At 69.8% G+C, this 18,275-nt stretch carries 20 protein-coding genes and 1 pseudogene; 10 read left to right on the top strand and 11 right to left on the bottom strand.

The features are described from left to right. Positions 1–77 precede the first annotated feature (77 nt). From add to ABNF97_RS32070, 4 genes are all read left to right on the top strand, one after another. Positions 78–1,100, top strand: coding sequence for an adenosine deaminase (gene add, locus ABNF97_RS32085; RefSeq protein ID WP_207230375.1), 1,023 nt, complete (start codon positions 78–80; stop codon positions 1,098–1,100). Between the two features lie 14 nt (positions 1,101–1,114). Further along, positions 1,115–2,035 (top strand): PAC2 family protein, encoded by a 921-nt coding sequence (locus ABNF97_RS32080; protein ID WP_130460416.1) that lies wholly within the window; start codon positions 1,115–1,117, stop codon positions 2,033–2,035. An 81-nt stretch (positions 2,036–2,116) separates the two neighbouring features. Next, a complete protein-coding gene (locus ABNF97_RS32075) occupies positions 2,117–2,917 on the top strand; it encodes an exodeoxyribonuclease III (RefSeq protein ID WP_349340810.1) in 801 nt (266 codons plus the stop codon). A 4-nt stretch (positions 2,918–2,921) separates the two neighbouring features. Beyond that, positions 2,922–3,260 carry an antibiotic biosynthesis monooxygenase family protein gene (locus ABNF97_RS32070; protein ID WP_349340809.1) on the top strand — a complete coding sequence of 113 codons (339 nt, stop codon included), beginning with the start codon at positions 2,922–2,924 and terminating at the stop codon, positions 3,258–3,260. Positions 3,261–3,331: 71 nt separating this feature from the next. On the opposite strand, the gene ABNF97_RS32065 is transcribed toward ABNF97_RS32070, so the two are convergent. Beyond that, a complete protein-coding gene (locus ABNF97_RS32065; RefSeq protein ID WP_130460419.1) occupies positions 3,332–4,042 on the bottom strand; it encodes a class F sortase in 711 nt (236 codons plus the stop codon). A gap of 19 nt (positions 4,043–4,061) precedes the next feature. After that, complete coding sequence (locus tag ABNF97_RS32060) at positions 4,062–4,565, bottom strand: hypothetical protein (RefSeq protein ID WP_349340808.1); 504 nt, start codon at positions 4,563–4,565, stop codon at positions 4,062–4,064. A 573-nt stretch (positions 4,566–5,138) separates the two neighbouring features. On the opposite strand from ABNF97_RS32060, the gene trmB reads away from it, so the two are divergent. The 3 genes from trmB (at position 5,139) to ABNF97_RS32045 (ending at position 9,197) form a co-directional block, all read left to right on the top strand. Continuing rightward, entirely contained in the window at positions 5,139–5,729 is a 591-nt protein-coding gene (gene trmB / locus ABNF97_RS32055; RefSeq protein ID WP_349340816.1) for a tRNA (guanosine(46)-N7)-methyltransferase TrmB, read from the top strand. Positions 5,730–5,830: 101 nt separating this feature from the next. After that, positions 5,831–8,335, top strand: a complete 2,505-nt coding sequence (locus tag ABNF97_RS32050) for a DUF3516 domain-containing protein (protein WP_130460420.1) — start codon at positions 5,831–5,833, stop codon at positions 8,333–8,335. Between the two features lie 37 nt (positions 8,336–8,372). Next, a complete protein-coding gene (locus ABNF97_RS32045) occupies positions 8,373–9,197 on the top strand; it encodes an inositol monophosphatase family protein (protein ID WP_130460421.1) in 825 nt (274 codons plus the stop codon). Between the two features lie 75 nt (positions 9,198–9,272). Here the strand turns inward: ABNF97_RS32045 and ABNF97_RS32040 are convergent, their stop codons facing one another. Together ABNF97_RS32040 and ABNF97_RS32035 are read right to left on the bottom strand one after the other, a co-directional pair. Further along, positions 9,273–10,466: a hypothetical protein gene (locus tag ABNF97_RS32040; RefSeq protein WP_349340807.1), complete on the bottom strand. Its 1,194-nt coding sequence runs from the start codon at positions 10,464–10,466 to the stop codon at positions 9,273–9,275. Continuing rightward, positions 10,463–10,993: a SigE family RNA polymerase sigma factor gene (locus ABNF97_RS32035; RefSeq protein WP_349340815.1), complete on the bottom strand. Its 531-nt coding sequence runs from the start codon at positions 10,991–10,993 to the stop codon at positions 10,463–10,465. The genes ABNF97_RS32040 and ABNF97_RS32035 overlap by 4 nt, the downstream gene beginning before the upstream one ends. Before the next feature lie 248 nt (positions 10,994–11,241). On the opposite strand from ABNF97_RS32035, the gene ABNF97_RS32030 reads away from it, so the two are divergent. Continuing rightward, complete coding sequence (locus tag ABNF97_RS32030; protein WP_349340806.1) at positions 11,242–11,994, top strand: hypothetical protein; 753 nt, start codon at positions 11,242–11,244, stop codon at positions 11,992–11,994. 294 nt (positions 11,995–12,288) lie between these two features. On the opposite strand, the gene ABNF97_RS32025 is transcribed toward ABNF97_RS32030, so the two are convergent. Beyond that, the gene (locus ABNF97_RS32025; RefSeq protein WP_349340805.1) at positions 12,289–13,014 is read right to left on the bottom strand and encodes a nucleotidyltransferase domain-containing protein; all 726 of its coding nucleotides are present in this window, start codon (positions 13,012–13,014) and stop codon (positions 12,289–12,291) included. A gap of 218 nt (positions 13,015–13,232) precedes the next feature. Here ABNF97_RS32025 and ABNF97_RS32020 point away from each other — a divergent pair, with 218 nt between their 5' ends. Both ABNF97_RS32020 and ABNF97_RS32015 read left to right on the top strand, forming a co-directional pair. Continuing rightward, the gene (locus ABNF97_RS32020; RefSeq protein ID WP_349340804.1) at positions 13,233–13,403 is read left to right on the top strand and encodes a hypothetical protein; all 171 of its coding nucleotides are present in this window, start codon (positions 13,233–13,235) and stop codon (positions 13,401–13,403) included. Between the two features lie 95 nt (positions 13,404–13,498). Beyond that, complete coding sequence (locus ABNF97_RS32015; RefSeq protein ID WP_349340803.1) at positions 13,499–13,852, top strand: GNAT family N-acetyltransferase; 354 nt, start codon at positions 13,499–13,501, stop codon at positions 13,850–13,852. Positions 13,853–14,162: 310 nt separating this feature from the next. On the opposite strand, the gene ABNF97_RS32010 is transcribed toward ABNF97_RS32015, so the two are convergent. From ABNF97_RS32010 to ABNF97_RS31985, 6 genes and pseudogenes are all read right to left on the bottom strand, one after another. Further along, positions 14,163–14,738 (bottom strand): hypothetical protein, encoded by a 576-nt coding sequence (locus ABNF97_RS32010; protein WP_349340802.1) that lies wholly within the window; start codon positions 14,736–14,738, stop codon positions 14,163–14,165. Beyond that, a complete protein-coding gene (locus ABNF97_RS32005) occupies positions 14,716–15,117 on the bottom strand; it encodes a hypothetical protein (protein WP_349340801.1) in 402 nt (133 codons plus the stop codon). The genes ABNF97_RS32010 and ABNF97_RS32005 overlap by 23 nt, the downstream gene beginning before the upstream one ends. Before the next feature lie 127 nt (positions 15,118–15,244). Beyond that, on the bottom strand, positions 15,245–16,324 hold the full coding sequence (locus tag ABNF97_RS32000) for a CHAT domain-containing protein (RefSeq protein ID WP_349340800.1): 1,080 nt from the start codon (positions 16,322–16,324) through the stop codon (positions 15,245–15,247). 413 nt (positions 16,325–16,737) lie between these two features. Beyond that, complete coding sequence (locus tag ABNF97_RS31995) at positions 16,738–16,911, bottom strand: hypothetical protein (RefSeq protein WP_349340799.1); 174 nt, start codon at positions 16,909–16,911, stop codon at positions 16,738–16,740. A 222-nt stretch (positions 16,912–17,133) separates the two neighbouring features. Next, positions 17,134–17,784 (bottom strand): transposase, encoded by a 651-nt coding sequence (locus ABNF97_RS31990; RefSeq protein WP_349340798.1) that lies wholly within the window; start codon positions 17,782–17,784, stop codon positions 17,134–17,136. Positions 17,785–18,092: 308 nt separating this feature from the next. Further along, positions 18,093–18,275: pseudogene (locus ABNF97_RS31985) on the bottom strand (hypothetical protein); the annotation flags it as partial.

The following is an 18,275-nucleotide window of genomic DNA, read 5'->3' as shown; positions in this document are numbered from 1 at the left end:
CACCCGTTCCCCCGGACGTGAGACCGTGGACTATGGCATCCGCCCCCGATCCGTTCCCCCGCCGTGATCTCCGTCGGTTGCCCAAGACCAATCTGCACCTGCACCTGACCGGCTCGATGCGCCCGGGAACCCTCGCCGAGTTGGCGGAGCGGTATGGACTGCCGCTGCCCGAGCCGCTGCCGACCGCTCCCCTCGCCGGTTGGGCCGCGTTCCAGACCCGCTACGACCTCGCCCGAGCGGCGCTGCGCAGCGCCGAGGACCTGACCCGGGTGGTGGCCGAGGCAACCGCCGACAACGTCGCCGACGGCGCCGGCTGGGTGGAGATCCAGGTCGACCCGACGACGTACGCCGACCGGCTGGGCGGGCTGGAGCCGGTGGTCGAGGCGGTACTAGCCGGCGCGGCCGATCGGCGTACCGGCGTGGTGCTGGCCGCCAGTTGGGCCGGATCCCCGGCCCAGGCGGAGCGGGTCGCCCGGCTCGCCGCACGGTACGCCGGACACGGCGTCGTCGGCTTCGGGCTCTCCAACGACGAACGTCGGGGCCGGATCGCCGACTTCGTCCCGGCGATGCGCACCGCGACCGAGGCCGGACTGCTCGCCGTGCCGCACAGCGGGTTCTACGAGCCGGCCTGGCACGTCCGGGACTGCGTCGCGCTGCTCGGCGCGCACCGGGTCGGCCACGGGCTGACCGCCGCGGTCGACCCGGCCACCCTCGACCTGCTGGCCGACCGCGCGGTGGCGATGGAGGTGTGTCCCAGCTCATATCCGCCCTTCGGCGTCACCACCGGGCTGGCGGCCACCCCGCTGCGCACCCTGCTCAGCGCGGGCGTGCCGGTGGCACTCGGCACCGACGACCCGCTGCTGTTCGGTACGAACCTGCTCGACCAGTACGTGCTGGCCCGGGACGTACTCGGCTGCACCGACGCCGAGCTGGCCACCCTCGGCCGGGCGTCGATCGAGGCGTCCGCCGCTCCGGAGGAGATCCGGACGACGATGCTGGTGGGGGTCGCGGAGTGGCTCGGCGGAATGGACCAAGATAGCGGCAGCGTTTGCTACATCGGGGCGCCACCCGCCGAAGGCGCGTCCCGGCGTACCCCCTGAGGAGGTCCTGACCGGTGCTCGACCCGAACGAGCTGTACCAGCTCACCGACGACCTGCCCGAGCTGGGTCAGCCGGTGCTGATCCAGGCGCTCTCCGGCTTCGTCGACGCCGGAAACGCGACCCGGCTCGCCCGGGAACACCTGGTGTCGACCCTCGAGTCCCGGACGATCGCCACCTTCGACGTCGACCAGTTGCTCGACTACCGGTCCCGGCGACCCACGATGATTTTCGTCGAGGACCACTGGGAGCACTACGAGCAGCCGAAGCTCGAACTGCACCTGCTGCGCGACGACGAGAAGACCCCGTTCCTGCTGCTCTCCGGCCCCGAGCCGGACTTCCAGTGGGAACGGTTCATCGCCGCCCTGACCAGCCTGATCCGGCGGCTCGGCGTACGCGTCACGATCGGGCTGAACGCGATACCGATGGCGGTGCCGCACACCCGCCCGATCGGGGTCACCGCGCACGCCACCCGACCGGAGCTGATCACCGGCTACGAGTCCTGGCTGCAGCGCATCCAGGTGCCCGGCAGCGCCGGCAACCTGCTGGAGTTCCGCCTCGGCGAGCAGGGCCGGGACGCGGTCGGCTTCGCGGTGCACGTGCCGCACTACGTGGCCCAGACGGAGTATCCGGGCGCGGCCGAGTTGCTGCTCACCTCGGTCTCCCGGGCCACCGGCCTGCTGCTGCCCACCGAGGCGCTCCGGGCCGCCGCCGAGGCCGTCCGGGTCGACATCGACCGCCAGGTGGCGCAGACCGACGAGGCAACCTCGCTGGTGCAGGCGCTGGAGGAGCAGTACGACGCCTTCACCCGGGGTCGGGGCGGCTCGAACCTGCTCGCCAACCAGACCGGACCGCTGCCCACCGCCGACGAACTCGGCGCGGAGTTGGAACGCTTCCTCGCCGAACAGGGCCGGCCCGGGGACACCCCGGGCACCTGACCATCGGGGCTCGGTGGCCGGCCGGCCGCCGACGGCGGCGCGTACCTGCGTTTCCCGCCCCGATCGGGCAGGCTGGGACACATGCGCCTGGCGACCTGGAACGTCAACTCGGTGAAGGCCCGGCTCCCCCGGCTGCTGGACTGGCTCGCCGGCACGAAGCCGGACGTGGTCTGCCTGCAGGAGACGAAGTGCCCGGATGGGGCGTTCCCGACCGCCGAGGTCGGCGAGCTGGGCTACGAGGTCGCCAGCCACAGCGACGGGCGGTGGAACGGGGTGGCGATCCTGTCCCGGGTCGGCCTGGCCGACGTCGCGGTCGGCTTCGCCGACGAGCCCGGCTTTCCCGAGCCCGAGGCCCGGTCGATCTCCGCGACCTGCGCCGGGCTCCGCGTCTGGTCGATCTACGTGCCGAACGGGCGTACCCCGGACTCGCCACACTACGAGTACAAGCTCGCCTGGTTGGCGGTGCTCCGGGACGCGCTCGCCGCCGAGCTGCGCACCGGGCTGCCGCTGGTGGTCTGCGGCGACTACAACGTGGCGCCGACCGACGCCGACGTCTGGGACCCGGGGCTCTTCGTCAACTCGACGCACGTGACTCCGGCGGAGCGGCAGGCCCTGGCCGACCTGCGCGCCCTCGGCCTGACCGACGTGGTACCGACGCCGATGAAGGGCCCGCACCCGTTCACCTACTGGGACTACCGGGCCGGCATGTTCCACCAGAACAAGGGCATGCGGATCGACCTGGTGTACGCCACGGAGTCGTTCGCCGAACGCGTCACCTCGGCGTACGTGGACCGGGAGGCCCGCAAGGGCAAGGGCCCCTCCGACCACGCTCCGATCGTCGTGGACACCGCCCCCAACCCGAACCACACCGATCTAGGGTGAGGTCATGGCAGTGGTGAAGATCAACGCGATTGAGGTGCCGGAAGGGGCGGGCGCGGAGCTCGAACGGCGGTTCGCCGGCCGGCAGGGCGCGGTCGAAAACTCTCCCGGGTTCCTCGGCTTCGAGTTGCTCCGTCCGGTGGCCGGAGAGTCCCGCTACTTCGTCTACACGAAGTGGGAGAGCGAGGAGGCGTACCGGGCCTGGGCGGACGGGCCCGCCCGGCAGGCGCACGCGCGCGGACCGGCCGACGGCGGGTCCGGTGCCGAGCAGCCCCGACCGGCCGCCACCGGAGCCACGCTGCTCGAGTTCGAGGTGGTCCAGCAGGCCGGCCCGACCGCCCCGTAACCTGCCCCGGCCCCGGCCGGCGGAAGCTCCCCGGCCCGGCCGGCGGAAGCTCCCCGGCAGGTGCCGACCGGTCAGGGCTTCCGGGAGTCGACAAGCGAGGCGAAGGCGACGATGTTGTCGGAGTAGCCCGTACCGCCGCCGACCCAGCGCCCGCCGCAGGTGATGAGGCGCAGCCACGGGCGGCGGAAGTCGCCGTACACCCGCTCGGTGGGCAACCTGTCCTTGGCGAAGTGCTCGACCGAGTTGACCTCGAAGATCGCCACCGACCGGTCCTGCCGGGTCACCTCGATCCGGGCGCCCGGCCGGAGCTTCACCAGGTCGTGGAAGACCGACGGCCCGGTCCGGGTGTCCGCGTGCCCGACGATGATCGCCGGCCCGAACTGGCCGGGGGTCGGGCCGCGGTCGTACCAGCCGGCCTCGTTGTGCTTCTCCAGCGCGGGTACGGCGATCGAGCCGTCGTCGGCGAGCCCGACCCGGTGCACCGGGGCGCGCACCCCGATCGACGGGACCGCCAGCTTCACCGGGCGGCTGGGTGCGAGCACCGGGAAGTCCCGGGGCGGCTCCTTGGTGCCGCCGTGCAGCCAGCGCCACGGCCCGCCCGCCGACTGGCCCAGCCCGGCGCCGGTCGCGAAGACCCCGACGAGCACCAGGACGATCGCCACCGGCCCGATCAGGCTCCGACGGGGGCGGCTGGCGCCGGATCGGGCCGCCGGATGCCGCAGCTGTGCCGCCGGCTGCCGGCCGCCGAGCCAGGGTCGCCGGCCGGTGGGGGTACGGGCCATCGGGCGAAACTCCTCCCGGTCAGCTCCGGCGCGGAGACGCCGACCGGGCCCGGCGGCGGATGGCGACCAGGCCCAGCACGGCGCCGAGTACGGTGCTGGCCAGTCCACCGGCCACCAGCAGTCCGCCCGGGTCGTCCCCGGCACTGCCGCCGAAGCCGGTCGCCGGGCCTCGCTGCGGCCGGGTGGCGCCCACCACCATCAGTCGGGTGGAGGCGGTCCCGCCGTCCGGACAGCTCAGCCGGACCCGGTAGGTGTCCGCCCGGGTCGTCTCCGGAACGGTGGCGACCGCGGTGAGGAAACCGGCCTGCGGCTGCACGGTCACGGTGCCGAAGGCCGGCGACTCGACCGTGGCGGCCTGGGTGTTGGTCCGGCAGCTGGCCTTGATGCCGACCATGAAGCCGGCCTCGACGGTGCTCGGGTTGAGTTGCACGAAGACGTCGGCGGCGCGGGCCGGGACGGGCCCGGCCAGGAGCAGGGCGAGCGGGACACCGCAGAGGATCGCGATGCGTCGACGCGTGGCCACTGGTCCCCCTTCCGGCGCCTCGGGCAGGGCCGGGCGAACGCGGCCCGGGGCCCGCCGTATGGGGAAATCCTCTCACCTGTCGACGCCGCGCACATCCGGTCGGGCATTCTGGGTAGATCCTTTCCGGGGTCGGCGTCCTCGGGCCGATCCGTTCCGGCGGAGGCGGATCCGGGGGTCGGCCTGCTGCGTAGCTGGTCGCGGGTCGGCGCGATCGCGTAGGCTGGCTTTCCCGTGAGCCTCGGCAGCCAGGACCAGACCGCGACACCGGCGCCCGCACCGCGGCCCGCGCCCGCCGGAGCCCCGCGCCGGGTACCGCCGGGGCAGCAGGCCCGGATCCGCACCTTCCACCCGCGCCGGGGCCGGCTCAGCGGGCGACACCTGGACGCGCTGGACCGACTCTGGCCCCGGTACGGCCTGACCGTGCCGGCGCCGGATCACGTCGCCGACGGCGACCTGCCGATGATCGACCAACCCACCAACGACCGGCCCACCAACGCCTCAACCACCCACGCCGCGTCAGCCACCAACGCCGCCTCAACCACCCACGCCGCCTCAGCCGCCAACGCCTCAGCCATCGATGAGCGGGCCGCCAGCGACCGGGCGGCCGGCCAACTGGACCTGGTCGAGCTGTTCGGGCGGGCGGCGCCGGTGGTGCTGGAGATCGGTTCCGGGATGGGTGACGCCACCGTGGCGATGGCCGCCGCCGACCCGGGGCGGGACTATCTCGCCGTCGAGGTGCACACCCCGGGCATCGCCAACCTGCTCGCCCTCACCGAGCGGCACGGGCTGACCAATCTCCGGATCGCCCAGGGTGACGCGCTCGACCTGGTACGGCACCTGCTGCCGCCGAACCGGCTCGACGGCGTACACATCTTCTTTCCCGACCCGTGGCCCAAGCCTCGGCACCACAAGCGCCGGCTTATCCAACCCGCGCACGTCGCGCTGCTCCGCTCCCGGCTGGTCCGCGGCGGCACCCTGCACTGCGCCACCGACTGGCCGGAGTACGCCGCGAGCATGCGCGACACCCTGGCCGCCGACCCGGAGTTGGTGAACCTGTATCCCGGCTACGCGCCCCGTCCGGCCCACCGCCCGGTGACGAAGTTCGAGCGGCGGGGGGCCTCCGCCGGCCGTCCGATCCTCGACCTGATCTTCCGGCGCCGCTGAGGTGTAAGGGCCCCGCCTATCGTTTTCTGCTGTAGAAGGGCCCCTTCCCTACACGGGACCGATTGGCGTTGCCGAGCTGGGACAGGCACCATGGACCGGCTATGAGGCTCACCGACCAGCTGCCGGGCAGCGCCGAACCCGACGCCCTCTTCGACGCGTTCGCCGGCTGGGCCCAGGAGCGTGGCCTCAGCCTCTATCCCCACCAGGAGGAGGCGCTGATCGAGATCGTCTCCGGGGCCAACCTCATCCTGAGCACCCCGACCGGCTCCGGCAAGAGCCTGGTCGCCACCGGTGCCCACTTCGCGGCCCTGGCCGACGATCGGGTCAGCTTCTACACCGCGCCGATCAAGGCGCTGGTCTCGGAGAAGTTCTTCGCGCTCTGCGAGATCTTCGGTGCCGAGAACGTCGGGATGCTGACCGGGGACGCCAGCGTCAACGAGGATGCGCCGATCATCTGCTGTACGGCGGAGATCCTCGCCAACATCGCGCTGCGCGACGGTGAGCGGGCCGACGTCGGCATGGTGATCATGGACGAGTTCCACTTCTACGCCGAGCCGGACCGGGGCTGGGCCTGGCAGGTGCCGCTGATCGAGCTGCCGCAGGCGCAGTTCGTGCTGATGTCCGCCACGCTGGGCGACGTCACCCGGTTCGTCGACGACCTGACCCGGCGTACCGGGCGGCCGACGGCGCTGGTACGCAACGCCGAGCGGCCCGTACCGCTGATGTTCTCCTACGCGATGACGCCGCTGCACGAAACCCTGGAGGAGCTGCTCTCCACCCGGCAGGCGCCGATCTACGTCGTGCACTTCACCCAGGCCGCCGCGCTCGAACGCGCCCAGGCGCTGATGAGCGTCAACGTCGCCACCCGGGCCGAGAAGGACATGATCGCCGAAGCGATCGGCAACTTCCGGTTCACCGCCGGCTTCGGGCGTACGCTGTCGCGCTTGGTCCGGCACGGCATCGGGGTGCATCACGCGGGGATGCTGCCGAAGTACCGGCGGCTGGTGGAGACGCTGGCCCAGGCCGGGCTGCTCAAGGTGATCTGCGGTACCGACACCCTCGGGGTCGGGATCAACGTGCCGATCCGTACCGTGCTGTTCACCGGCCTGTCGAAGTACGACGGTGTCAAGACCCGGCTGCTCAAGGCGCGCGAGTTCCACCAGATCGCCGGCCGGGCCGGGCGGGCCGGCTTCGACACCTTGGGCACGGTGGTGGTGCAGGCGCCGGAACACGTGATCGAGAACGAGAAGGCGCTCGCCAAGGCGGGCGACGACCCGAAGAAGCGGCGCAAGGTGGTCCGGAAGAAGCCACCGGAGGGGTCGATCGGTTGGGGCCGGCCCACCTTCGAGCGGCTGGTCGAGGCTGAGCCGGAGCCGCTGACGTCGAGCTTCCAGGTCAGTCACGCGATGCTGCTCAACGTGATCAGCCGGCCCGGCGACGCGTTCGCCGCGATGCGGCACCTGCTGACCGACAACCACGAGGACGGCCCGGCGCGGCGCAGGCACATCCGGCGGGCCATCGCCATCTACCGGGCACTGCTGGCCGGCGGCGTGGTGGAGCGGCTCGCCGAGCCGGACGAGCAGGGTCGACGGGTACGCCTCACCGTCGACCTCCAGCTCGACTTCGCGCTCAACCAGCCACTCTCGCCGTTCGCGCTGGCCGCGATCGAGCTGCTGGACAGCGCCTCCCCGACATACGCCCTGGACGTGCTCTCGGTGGTGGAATCCACACTCGACAACCCTCGGCAGGTGCTCTCGGCACAGCAGTTCAAGGCCCGGGGCGAGGCGGTCGCGGCGATGAAGGCCGACGGCATCGAGTACGAGGCCCGGCTCGAACTGCTCGACGAGGTGACCCACCCGAAGCCGCTCGCCGAACTGCTGGACGCCGCCTACGAGATGTACCGGCGGGGGCACCCCTGGGTGGCCGACTACGAGCTGCGGCCGAAGTCGGTGGTCCGGGACATGTACGAGCGGGCGATGACCTTCGTCGAGTACGTCAACTTCTACGGCCTGTCCCGCTCCGAGGGACTGGTGCTGCGCTACCTGGCGGACGCGTACAAGGCGCTGCGGCAGAGCGTGCCCGAAGACGCCAAGACCGAGGAACTGATCGACCTGATCGAGTGGCTCGGCGAGCTGGTCCGGCAGGTCGACTCCAGCCTGATCGACGAGTGGGAGCGGCTTCGCAACCCGGCCGACCCGACCACTGTGGTGGTGGTGGACGAGAAGCCGCCGGCGGTCACCGGCAACGTCCGGGCGTTCCGGGTACTGGTCCGCAACGCGCTGTTCCGCCGGGTGGAGCTGGCCGCGCTGCGCCGCTTCGACGAGCTCGGGGCGCTGGATGCCGAGGACGGCTGGGACGCCGACGCCTGGGCCGACGCGCTGGAGCCCTACTTCGAGGCGTACGACGAGATCGGTACCGGGCCGGCCGCGCGCGGTCCCGCGCTGCTGATGATCGAGCAGGGCCGGGACCGCTGGACGGTCCGGCAGATCCTCGACGACCCGGAGGGGGACCACGACTGGGGGATCAGCGCGGAGGTCGACCTCGCCGCCTCCGACGCGGCGGGTACGGCGGTGCTCCGGGTGACCGAGGTCGGACAGCTCCAGTAGCCGTCGCGGTCTGCGGCCGGCCCATATCCTTGCCCGCATGACGATCACCGATCACGAGCTGGCCATCGCGGCGGCACAGGCGGGTGCCGAGGTGGTGCGCTCCCGGTACGGCGGCGCGCTGGCCCGGTTCGACAAGGGTTCGGGCGACTTCGCCACCGCCGCCGACCTCGATGCGGAGCAGGCGATCCTGGCGGTGCTCCGTGCCGCCCGCCCGGACGACACCGTGGTCGGTGAGGAGAGCGGCCGCACGGGATCCGCCGGGAACGGCCGGGAGTGGCTGGTCGACCCGCTCTGCGGCACCCTGAACTACGCGGCCCGCAGCATGCTGGTCGCGGTGAACGTCGCGCTGCACTCCGGCCCGGAGACCATCGTGGCAGCCTCGGCCGACCCGTTCAGCGGCGAGGTGTTCTGGACCGACGGCGCCCGGGCCCGGGTACGTCACGACGGCGTGGACACCGACCTCCGTCCGTCGGCCGACTGCTGGCTGGTGGACGTCAACCTGGATCCGCCGTACCCGAACGATCCCGCCTTCCGGGCCGTACGCCTGCTCGCCGACCGCGGGTTCGCCGAGCGCTTCCGCCCGCGCGTGGTCTCCAGCACCCTCGCGGTGGCCTGGGTCGCGGCCGGCCGGCGGGCCGGATACGTGACCGACGGGCACCTGCGGGACAGCGTGCACTTCACCAGCGGGATCGCGCTGTGCCGGGCCGCGGGTTGTGTGGTCACCGGCCTGCGCGGGCAGCCACTGCACACCGGTCCGGGCGGTCTGCTCGTGGCGGCCGACGCACAGACCCACGCCGCACTGCTGGCCCTGGTGGAGAAGCAGTTCGGGGCCGGCGCCGATCCGTCGGCGGACCCGCCGTAGGCCACCGGCACCGGCCGAACCGGACCGCGACCGGGGCGCTGCCGGACGTCCGGCCGCCGGCAGCGCCCCGGTGGGCTAGCGCTGGTCGAAGTGGAACTCGTTGTCGGCCTCCTTGACGTCCGGCACGGGGTTCCGCTGCTGGTCGAGGCGCGTCACGTGGGCTCGGGCGGAGACCTGGGTCAGTTTCGCGCCGCTGCTGGCCACGCCGAGCACGAGGGTCCTGGTCTGGCCGGCCGGTATCCGGTCCAGCAGGCAGCCGAGGTTGGCCGGCGACGAGTCGGGGTTGGTGGCCGCTTCGAGGCAGTCGGTCCAGCCGCCGCCCTCGTGGCGCACGTTCTCACCCAGTTCCAGCGACAGGAGCACATGGTCCGCGTCGGCGGGCCCGGCGTTACGGATCGTGACGGTGGTGCTGCCGTGCCGCGACCCGTCGGCGGCCTGCGGCCCGTACACCACGTCGGTGGCGGTCACCCGCAGGTCGGCCAGGCCCTTCTTGGCGGGGAACCCGCTTGGGCCGCCGGTCTGCGCGAACTTCTCGCCGGTCCACCCGTACGTGCGCCACTGCCGGACCACCGCAGCCGATCCCGGGTCGCCGGCCGGCTCCCGGTCGCCGACCTCGATCCGGATCGAGCCGTCCGGCCGTGTGTCGACCTGGAAGATCCAGCCAATTGGCCGGCTCGTCAGCACCTGACCCATGGTGACGATGTTGCCGGTCGCGTCCCGGCCGAAGACCGCAACCTGGGTCTGCACGACGGAGCGGTTGAACTTGCAGCCGATCATGGCCACGGTCTCCTCGGCGCCGTCCCGGTCCACATCGGCATAGTCGGCACTCTGTAGCCAGTTCCCCTCCTCCCGGGGCGCCTTGCCGTCGAGCCGCCCCCCGCGCTGGCATGGCGCGTCGCCCCACCACGCCGGCAGGTCGGGTCGGGCGGCGAGCAGGTCGGCGCTGGTGATGCGGCCGTCCGGTACGGCCGGCGCGGTGCTGGCGCTCTGCGTCGGGCTCAGCGACGGGGCGGGGGTCGGGGGCGGGGTGGGCTCGGTCGAGGTGGCCGGCGGGGGTGGTGGGGTCCGATCCTGGCTGAGGGCGGCGTACCCGGCCGCCGGGCCGACGACGAACGCCACGGCGACCGCGGCGCCGACGGTGGTGGCGACGCTGCGGCGCTTCCGCACCGTGGTACGGACGGCACCCGGACCGGCCGGCGTGACATCGGTCATCCGCTCGTTGCGGTAGGCGGCGAACCGGGCGTTCAGCAACATGTCATCGTCGGTCACGGCTGCGCTCCTCGCTCGGTCAGGTGGGTGGCCAGTGCCGCCCGGCCGCGGTGCAACCAGGACTTGACCGTTCCCTCGGCCACGCCCTCCTGTCGGGCGATCTCCGAGATCGGCATGTCGGCCAGGTGGTGCAGGACGACGGCGCGGCGGTGGTGCGGAGGTAGCAGGGCGAGGGCCGCCTCCAGCGCGACCCGGTCCAGGCTTGGCGCGGGTACATGCTCCGCACGCTGCCGTCGCAGGAAGAGCTGGGCGGTACGCAGCCGCCGCCACCGGCTGGTGGCCAGGTTCCAGGCGACCTTGCGGACCCACGCCACCGGATCGTCGTAACGGACGATCTTCTGCCACCGGGAGAACGCCCGGCAGAACGCCTCCTGCACCAGGTCCTGCGCATGCCCGAGATCTCCGGTGTACGCGCAGAGTTGTACGGTCAGCGCCCGGAAATGTGCCTGGTAGAACGCGTCGAAGTCGACCTCTGGCACCTTACCCGCGGCATCCGACGGCGGTGGTTGGTCCAGACGCGGCGGCATTGACAACTGCACGACCCCTCCCCGGACAGGTTCCCGGCCGCAGGCCGGAGGACGGCGGTAACACGTGCCGGTGTCGGATCAGGTTGCAGCGGAGGCCGGGGAGGTCACCTTGCCGAGGCGCGCGTCGTAGAAGCTGACCAGCGGCTCGCAAGGTCGGTCCGGACGACACTCGCGTCGAAGTCCCGGCGTTCCGCTCCAGCCAGGGCTGAGGGCCACGGGGCCGCCCCGGCTACGGCATACTCACGCCCGTGGATAAGAGAAGACAGCGACTGGCGTTCGCTGCGGCGGTGCTGCTGGTTGTGGCACTGGTGGGCGGGGGGCTGTGGCGGTATTCCGACCGCCCCCCGGAGAGCCCGTTTCACGACAGCGCGGCGGACGACGCCGCGGAGAAGGTCGACCGCGTTCTGGACCGGTTCGAGTACGACCACCTCTTCAAGGCTGACGACTATGTGCACTCTGCCAGCCAGCATCCAGACGTCAAGGTTCTCACGGTCACCGGGGAGACGCACTGGCAGACCGGCGTGACCTTGGTGCTGCAGGTGACGGGTCACGGCGTGGAGATCGGCGCGGACGGCTCGGTGATCGACGAACGCGACGAGCTCATCTGCTTCCGCATCCAGCTCGGCCCGGACGACGACAGCCGCGATGACGACATCGATTGCCCGCCGACCGAGCCCCTACCTGTCGCCAAGGACCCGTCGCTCACCGGCGTCGACGCCCGCCTGAAGAGCGCGCTGGAGGCCGCGGGCCCGGACGAACCCGCCGTCCGCGCGGCGATCATCGATTTACAGCTCGACCCGGCCATCCGTCAGGACGTGACTGCGAAGGACGGCAGGGTCGGCGTGGCATTACGGGCCGCGCAGTACGACTGCATCCTGGCCCGCGTGACCTCCACGGGTGCGGAGATCTGGAGGCCGTCGCACACCCAACTGGCCCCAGGCGAGTTGCCCTGCACCGCAGGGATCGCCCTGAGCAGCATTTTCGGCAGGTACCCGCACTAGGGTTCAGCCGGGTCGGCTTGCACTGCCGGCTGCCCTTCACCACCGTCGGCTGGGATGGCGGGTGTCCCAGGGAACCTCAGGAGCCCCAGCGAGCGCTCGCGATGGAGTTCGGACTCTCGCAAGGTATGGCCGGACCCGACATCCGATGTCCGGTCCGGGCATTGGTGGCCGCCGGTCGCGTGGATGGCCACCAGCGGGACAGCTTCCTGCGGACGATCCGCCGTGATGTCGTCCGGAATCAGTTGGCCAATTCTTGGCCGCCTGGGGTGTTGCGGCGAGGCGGGAGTCGGGAGTTCAGAGAGCGCGCTTCGCGCGAGCGACTGTCCGGCGGGCGTCGAGCCAGGCGACTAAGGCTGTCCGTATCCGAGGCGAGGAGACGGCTTTGCCTCGCCGTCTTGCGCTGAGTTGGTCGATCAGCCAGGTTGGGGCGTGCGCCTGTTTGATGGCCTGCGTCTTGGTGAGGAGTTCGCCCTTGTCGAGTGCGTGGCGACCCCTGGCCATGGAGGTAAGGCCGAGTTCAGCGATGGTGGGGTCCATCCATACCCATGGACGTCGAGCGGCCCAGGCCCAGTAGCCGGTCAGCTCGGCGCGGGCCGCCGCTCGTACGTCCTCGGCTGAGACCGCGGGGAAGACCTCGCGCGGCGAGCGTCCGAAGACCTCGTATCCGTGTCGCGCTAGTTCTGCTCTTGTGACCCTGGAAAGAATGCGGTGAACGAGTTGGCCGTGAGTCCAGGTCGGATGCTGCACCTCGACATCGGAGATGGTCGCGGTGTCGACGTATACGCAGCCCAGGCTGAAGCCCGCGCCGCTCCCGCTGTCGAGTCGACGGTGGATCACTGAAAGTGCTGCCTGCCGACCGGTGTCAACAGGCCCGTCAACAAGCGCAACCAGGTCAAGATCGCTGATGCGTGGGACGTAGTCACCGGTGGCCAACGACCCTGCCACCATCAGATCGCTGACCCAACCGAGTTCTTTCAGTTCGTAGCCAAGGTCTCGAACGGCAGCAGGTAATGTCGCCATGGTGGCGAGTGTAGGGAACGCCTGCAGCAGCCGACATGGATGTCGCTGCCCGATCGTCTCGCTCAACTGCTGTCTGGAAGCCCGAGGATTCCGTCCAAGGCGGGTTCCGGTGCATCGGCCAGCATCGGTGGGGGGAGTGTGGATCTAACGGCACCTCTCTTGTCAATCCGCCGGCAGCAGAGAGGTGCCGTTAGCGAGACAGCCCCGATCATGATCAAATGCTCGATCTAGCGGAGTTGACCGATGCGTGGGCCCACGGCTGGTCGCTGTCCCGTGGCACAACGCCGCCTGTCGCGATCACCGGCGGCCTCAAGATTGACATCGACCTCACTCGGGGTCTCGCCAGGTACGTCCTCAAGCCGTACGACTCGTCCTGGGACGCGAACTGACCGCTCCCGGCACCGAAATCAAGATCGTCGGAGCTACCGACTCCCTGCGAGAAGCGCTGAAGAGCGACTGGACGATGTACGACGAACATCATCTGATGACCGTCCCCCTCACCCGCGGCGTTGCCGAGACGCCGCCGTCCTGCACCGCCCAGATCGTCAATGACGGTGGCGCGCTCCTCGGGATGATCTGCGACGGCAACGGTGACATCGTCTCGCGGGCATGGTTGGCCGCGAGCGGACGATACGGCGTCATCGACAGAGTCCGGACCCGTGCAGCGGATCAGCGGCGAGGCATGGGTCGTACGGTGATGACCATGCTCGGCAATCGAGCGCTCGACGAGGGCCTGACCACAGGGCTGCTATCCGCCACCACCGAAGGACGGGGGCTGTACTCCGCGCTGGGCTGGGAGATCCGCGGCGAGCTGGCCGGGGCATTCCGATCGGCATGACCAAGGCGGTCAGCGCCCATCGGTGCGCTCTTGAGTTCAGCGCGAGAGCATCCCGGAGCGGCGTCGCTGGCCACCTACAAACGGATGCAGACCAGGCCGTTGGCCAACTTCGGCCGGACTGGCCAACTATCGCCGGACGGGACATCCGATGTCGCGTCCGGTTGAACCTTGCGGAGGACCATGTCGGTGACCAGCCGCTCGCAAGGTAGGCCCGGACGACGCCGGGCCCGAGCGTCCGGACCTACCTTGCGGAAATCCTGCCGTGGGGCGACGGTCTGCGGCGGCGGCTTCGTCCGGGGGATGGCCGGATTCAGAGGATGTGCTCGCGCCAGTCTTGACTCGGTGGGCCGAAGAGCAGGCCGTTCTCGTCGAGCGCGTTGTAGATCGTCAAGTGGCCTGCCGGGAAGGCGAAACCGAGGGCGATGCTGCCGTGGGCCATGGTTCCGCCGACGTATTCGAGAAGCTCCGCCTGGTGCAGCGTTTGTCCGCGGAGATCTTCGAGCTGTTCGATCGGTTCAGCCTGCCAGGCAAGTTGGAAGTCGTCGGAGGTCGGCCAGGTGACGGTCTCGCGTGGGTCGATGCTGTTGAAGGTGATCGAGAGGTCGTCGAACTTCTGATGGTTGATCTCGACGTACTCATCGCCGAAGTCAAGCAGGACGGGGCAGTCACTGAACCATTCGTCGGCGCGGAGGTCCCAGACCAGCCAGACGTGGTGCAACGTGCGGCCGGTCAACCCGGCAAGACGACGGCCGTGAGTGGTGGCGATTGGATTGAGTCCTTGAAGCCAGCCGGGCCGGTAGCCGGTGATCCCAAAGTCGAACACGTGATCACTCTGCCGTCTGCTGTCCGTTCGGCTGCCGCCGTCACTCACCGTGATCACCAGCATTCGAGGCGACCCACTGCGCCTGGGTTGGCAGATTCCCCTCCAGCAGTTGGTGGGAGATGGCCGACTTTGTTTCTGCATCCAGGGTTTCCGGCAGAGCTTCGAACGACGGTGGCCAGACATCCAGCAAGGAGAAGATCTCTTGATCGTCGGGAAGCTTCAGGAGCAGTGCGCAACGCCAGTGAGGCGAGAACTCGGGCCGCCGTCCGGCGTTGTGCACCACCACCGGGTGCAGATAGTGGATCGCCGATGGTGCCACGTTCGTAGCCAACCATCCCGGTCCGTGGTGACGGTTGTATCCACGTTCCCGTGCCTCATCGTCCAGGCGTAATAGCTCCGTGGTCTCGATCGCCTTGACGGTGCGCGGAACGCTGGAGGACATCTAGTGAGTCTTCCATGAGCCGACCAGCAGCATGCTGGCCGGTGGCGCGGAGAGCAGGCCCAGGCATCAGTGAGATGACGTCGGACCTGCTCCGCAGCGCCACTTGCGGCGCCAGGATTCGAGACACCTACTCCGGCGTCGGACGCACCAGGACCATCTGTTCAAGATTGACGTCGTCTCGCGCGCTCACCGTGGGCTTCCAACCTTCGTCCAGCCCAGCCAGATCAAGCGCGACTGCGCCTTGACGGACGGCCGGGCCGATCGGCTGGGCCGAGGCGATAGCGGAGTAAAAACGGGCGGCGAAGGCGCTCGCCGCCAAGTCGGTGATCTCGGCCGCCATGGCGATGACGACGGGGGTCGAGTCCAGAAGCACCTCGGCTCCGTCCAGCGTGTCGCAGCCGTTGAGGACCAGCAACGCAGGCGGGCTGGTGGTGGCGTCGAGGACGCGTGCCAGGAGGTCGAACGTCACCTTCCGGCCGTCTGGGGTGTCGACGCTGGCGTTGTCGAAAAGGACCGCGGCGTTGCCAGCATGGCCGGAGAAGTGAACGACGTGTGGCCGCAAGACATTGAGGCCGTCGAGAAGATCCTCCGGGGTGGCCGCCGGCCGGTAGGAAATCTCGATCAGATCTCGGTGGGTGGCCTTCCGAACCGCCTGCTGGACGTCACGCACTTCCACTTCGGTGCGAAGGTTCATCTCCGGGTTCGCCGTAAGGTAGAGGACTCGCAAGACCTCGGGCTTCGGCGTCGGGATCTCGCGCACCTCGTGGACGTATCGCACTGTCGGCGACGAGAGGCGAGCGATCTCCTGCGCATGCCGGCGCTCCCGTGTGCGCCGCTGGTTGGCTTCCTGTTCGGCGCGCCGCTCCGCCGCCTTGCGGTCGTTCTCGGCCTTCCGGGCGGCCGCCCGGACCTCGCGATCAAGGTTCGACTCGGCAGTCGCCAGATCCCCGGCGAGGCTCCCCAGCTTCTTCGAGTAGTTCTTGATCTTGACGTCCTCGGCCAATGCCCTCTTCTCGGCGGACTCGGCGTTGCGCTGGTAGGACCGAGCCACGGACGCGCTGGTCCTCGGGGTGATCTTGGTGAGCTCTTTCGCCGCGTCCGACCGATGCTTGGCTGCGGCGGAGCGGGCCTTCGCCAAGCCCGCTTCCTCAGTCGCCTGCTGCTTCTTGATACTGGCGATCTTGTCTCGGTACTGTTTTTCCGACATTGCTCTCCTCGAATTTCAGGAGCCTCGACACGCGTGAGCTGGGCAGGCGAAGATCACACCTGGGCGAGCTAGCTGACGCCAAGGGGTGAATTCGGGGTATGGTCCTGACACCACATCAAGGAGCTGACCCCGGATGCCGTCGCCCGCGCGCGAGGCGCCCGGGGTCCTTCTGTTCGCAGTGGACATCGTAACTGAACGTGCGGGCACCTCGCTTCTATGTATCGCGGCCGTTCGCACAGATGTTCCGATACTCCAGGTTAGAGGACCGCCGGGGGAATCGAAGATCGTCACTCATTGTGATCCGGTAAGATCGAAGTAGCAGCCGGTCACTGTCGATCGTGGCATCTGCCAAGGAATTGGCGGGTTCACCCTGATCGACAGATGTGTCTCGATCAGCTTCCTCAGAAAGATGTTCAGGCTGGTGGAAGTTTCGCGAAGCCGGCGTCGAGGTAGTCGGACCGCACCGCAGTTGGTCTCACGTAGTCGGCGGTTACGGGTTCATCGGTGTCGCCATCGGTTGCGGTGTCGGAGGTGGAGAAGTTGGATGCTTTGGCGCTGGCTGCGACGGTGTCGGTGAAGAGGTCCATGCGGCGTGACCATTCGCGGGCGAGGACGGAGCTGACGTGGCGGTGGTAGAGGATTCCGCGGCCGCCGAGGCGGTTGCGGGCGAACCAGCGGGCGCTGCGCCTGTGCCGGTCGATGCTGTGCTGGTTGGTCTTGGGTATGCCGGGGCCGCCGAATCCGCGTTGGTGTCGTCGGCGCCTGAATCTGGGATCTGGCCCAAATTCCGTGATGGGGGTGGACCCCTGTCAGGCCAGCAGGACGCGTTTGCGGAGCAGGTCGAGGTTGGCTCTGCCGTACATCTGCCTCTTGATCATCTTTATGCGGTTGACGTGCCCTTCGACGGGTCCGGAGTTGTAGGGCAGGGTCAGGCCGTTGACGACGGCGTGGTGGTCTCGGCGCAGGCCGGTGGTGAAGGAACGTAGGTCGGGCTGGTCATCGGCGTCCACGGCGGTGATCCACGCGTCGAGTCGGTGGCCGTGGCGGCCGGTGAGGATTTCCGCGAATGCGGTGACGTGCCTGGCCAGGGCGTCCAGGTGTGGGCAGGCGGCGCGTACCTGGGCCAGGTGGTCCCGCTCGTCGGCGTCGAGGTTGTTGGGGTGGCGGAGCAGCCAGGTGGTGATGGCGCGGACTTTGGGTGGCCGCCATGGAGCCGGGGCCGGGGTGGTGGCCGTTCGCAGGGGTTGGAGGTAGGTGCGCAGGGTAGCGATCGTGCCGCGGTAGCCGCGGGCGCGGATCTCGGCGAACAGCAGCGCGGCGTTGGTGGTCCCGTCGTTCCATCGTTGTTGCAGGTAGGCGACATGCTCGTCGAGGATGCTGGGGCGCCCGGCGTGGGCCTTGGCGAGGAGTTCTTCGACGCTGCTGGCGCGGGCGAACCGGCGCACCGTGTTCCGGCCCATCCCGAGCTGGCGGCTGATCGCCTTGATCGTGACGCCTTGCCCGCGTAGGGCCTGGACCTGCGCGTAGTCGCGTCGCAGACGCGGGACCAGGAGTCCCTGCTCGGCCCGGTCGACCTGGGCTTGGGTCGTGACCTGGCCCAGGTCCGGTCCTGATGGTGACGGTGGTGGACGTAGCGCTTCGGTGAGGCAGCGGTGGTGCCGGGCTACCGTCTTTTCGACGTGTTCGGCCAGGTTGTGCCATAGATGCCAGCGGTCGGCGACCTGGATGGCCTGGGGTGCTCCGGTGCGGGCGCCGTCTAATGGTGAGATCAGCTATTGGAACTGTAGGAATGCCCCGGAGTTCGCTGGCTGAGATCGGCGGCGTAGGTGGTCCAGTCTCCGTTGGAGAGTTGCTGCCATTGGACGGCTGCTTTGATGTGGATGCCGAGCATTTTGGCCAGGATCGCGGCCGGGACCTCGGCGGCGAGCATGAATAGTGCGGTGTTGCGGTC

Origin of the sequence: Plantactinospora sp. B6F1 (genome assembly GCF_040120695.1) — a bacterium.
Taxonomy (GTDB): Bacteria; Actinomycetota; Actinomycetes; order Mycobacteriales; family Micromonosporaceae; genus Plantactinospora.
This window is presented reverse-complemented; position numbering and strand designations above follow the sequence as displayed.

Bases quoted from the DNA above. Each gene is read 5' to 3' on its own strand.
- ABNF97_RS31990 (WP_349340798.1), bottom strand. From the start codon at position 17,784: ATGGGCCGGAACACGGTGCGCCGGTTCGCCCGCGCCAGCAGCGTCGAA.
- ABNF97_RS32005 (WP_349340801.1), bottom strand. From the start codon at position 15,117: ATGTCCTCCAGCGTTCCGCGCACCGTCAAGGCGATCGAGACCACGGAG.
- ABNF97_RS32035 (WP_349340815.1), bottom strand. From the start codon at position 10,993: ATGCCGCCGCGTCTGGACCAACCACCGCCGTCGGATGCCGCGGGTAAG.
- ABNF97_RS32045 (WP_130460421.1), top strand. From the start codon at position 8,373: ATGACGATCACCGATCACGAGCTGGCCATCGCGGCGGCACAGGCGGGT.
- ABNF97_RS32020 (WP_349340804.1), top strand. From the start codon at position 13,233: ATGCTCGATCTAGCGGAGTTGACCGATGCGTGGGCCCACGGCTGGTCG.
- ABNF97_RS31995 (WP_349340799.1), bottom strand. From the start codon at position 16,911: ATGGACCTCTTCACCGACACCGTCGCAGCCAGCGCCAAAGCATCCAAC.
- ABNF97_RS32010 (WP_349340802.1), bottom strand. From the start codon at position 14,738: ATGCTGGTGATCACGGTGAGTGACGGCGGCAGCCGAACGGACAGCAGA.
- ABNF97_RS32025 (WP_349340805.1), bottom strand. From the start codon at position 13,014: ATGGCGACATTACCTGCTGCCGTTCGAGACCTTGGCTACGAACTGAAA.
- ABNF97_RS32075 (WP_349340810.1), top strand. From the start codon at position 2,117: ATGCGCCTGGCGACCTGGAACGTCAACTCGGTGAAGGCCCGGCTCCCC.
- ABNF97_RS32000 (WP_349340800.1), bottom strand. From the start codon at position 16,324: ATGTCGGAAAAACAGTACCGAGACAAGATCGCCAGTATCAAGAAGCAG.
- ABNF97_RS32050 (WP_130460420.1), top strand. From the start codon at position 5,831: ATGAGGCTCACCGACCAGCTGCCGGGCAGCGCCGAACCCGACGCCCTC.
- ABNF97_RS32065 (WP_130460419.1), bottom strand. From the start codon at position 4,042: ATGGCCCGTACCCCCACCGGCCGGCGACCCTGGCTCGGCGGCCGGCAG.
- ABNF97_RS32015 (WP_349340803.1), top strand. From the start codon at position 13,499: ATGACCGTCCCCCTCACCCGCGGCGTTGCCGAGACGCCGCCGTCCTGC.
- ABNF97_RS32070 (WP_349340809.1), top strand. From the start codon at position 2,922: ATGGCAGTGGTGAAGATCAACGCGATTGAGGTGCCGGAAGGGGCGGGC.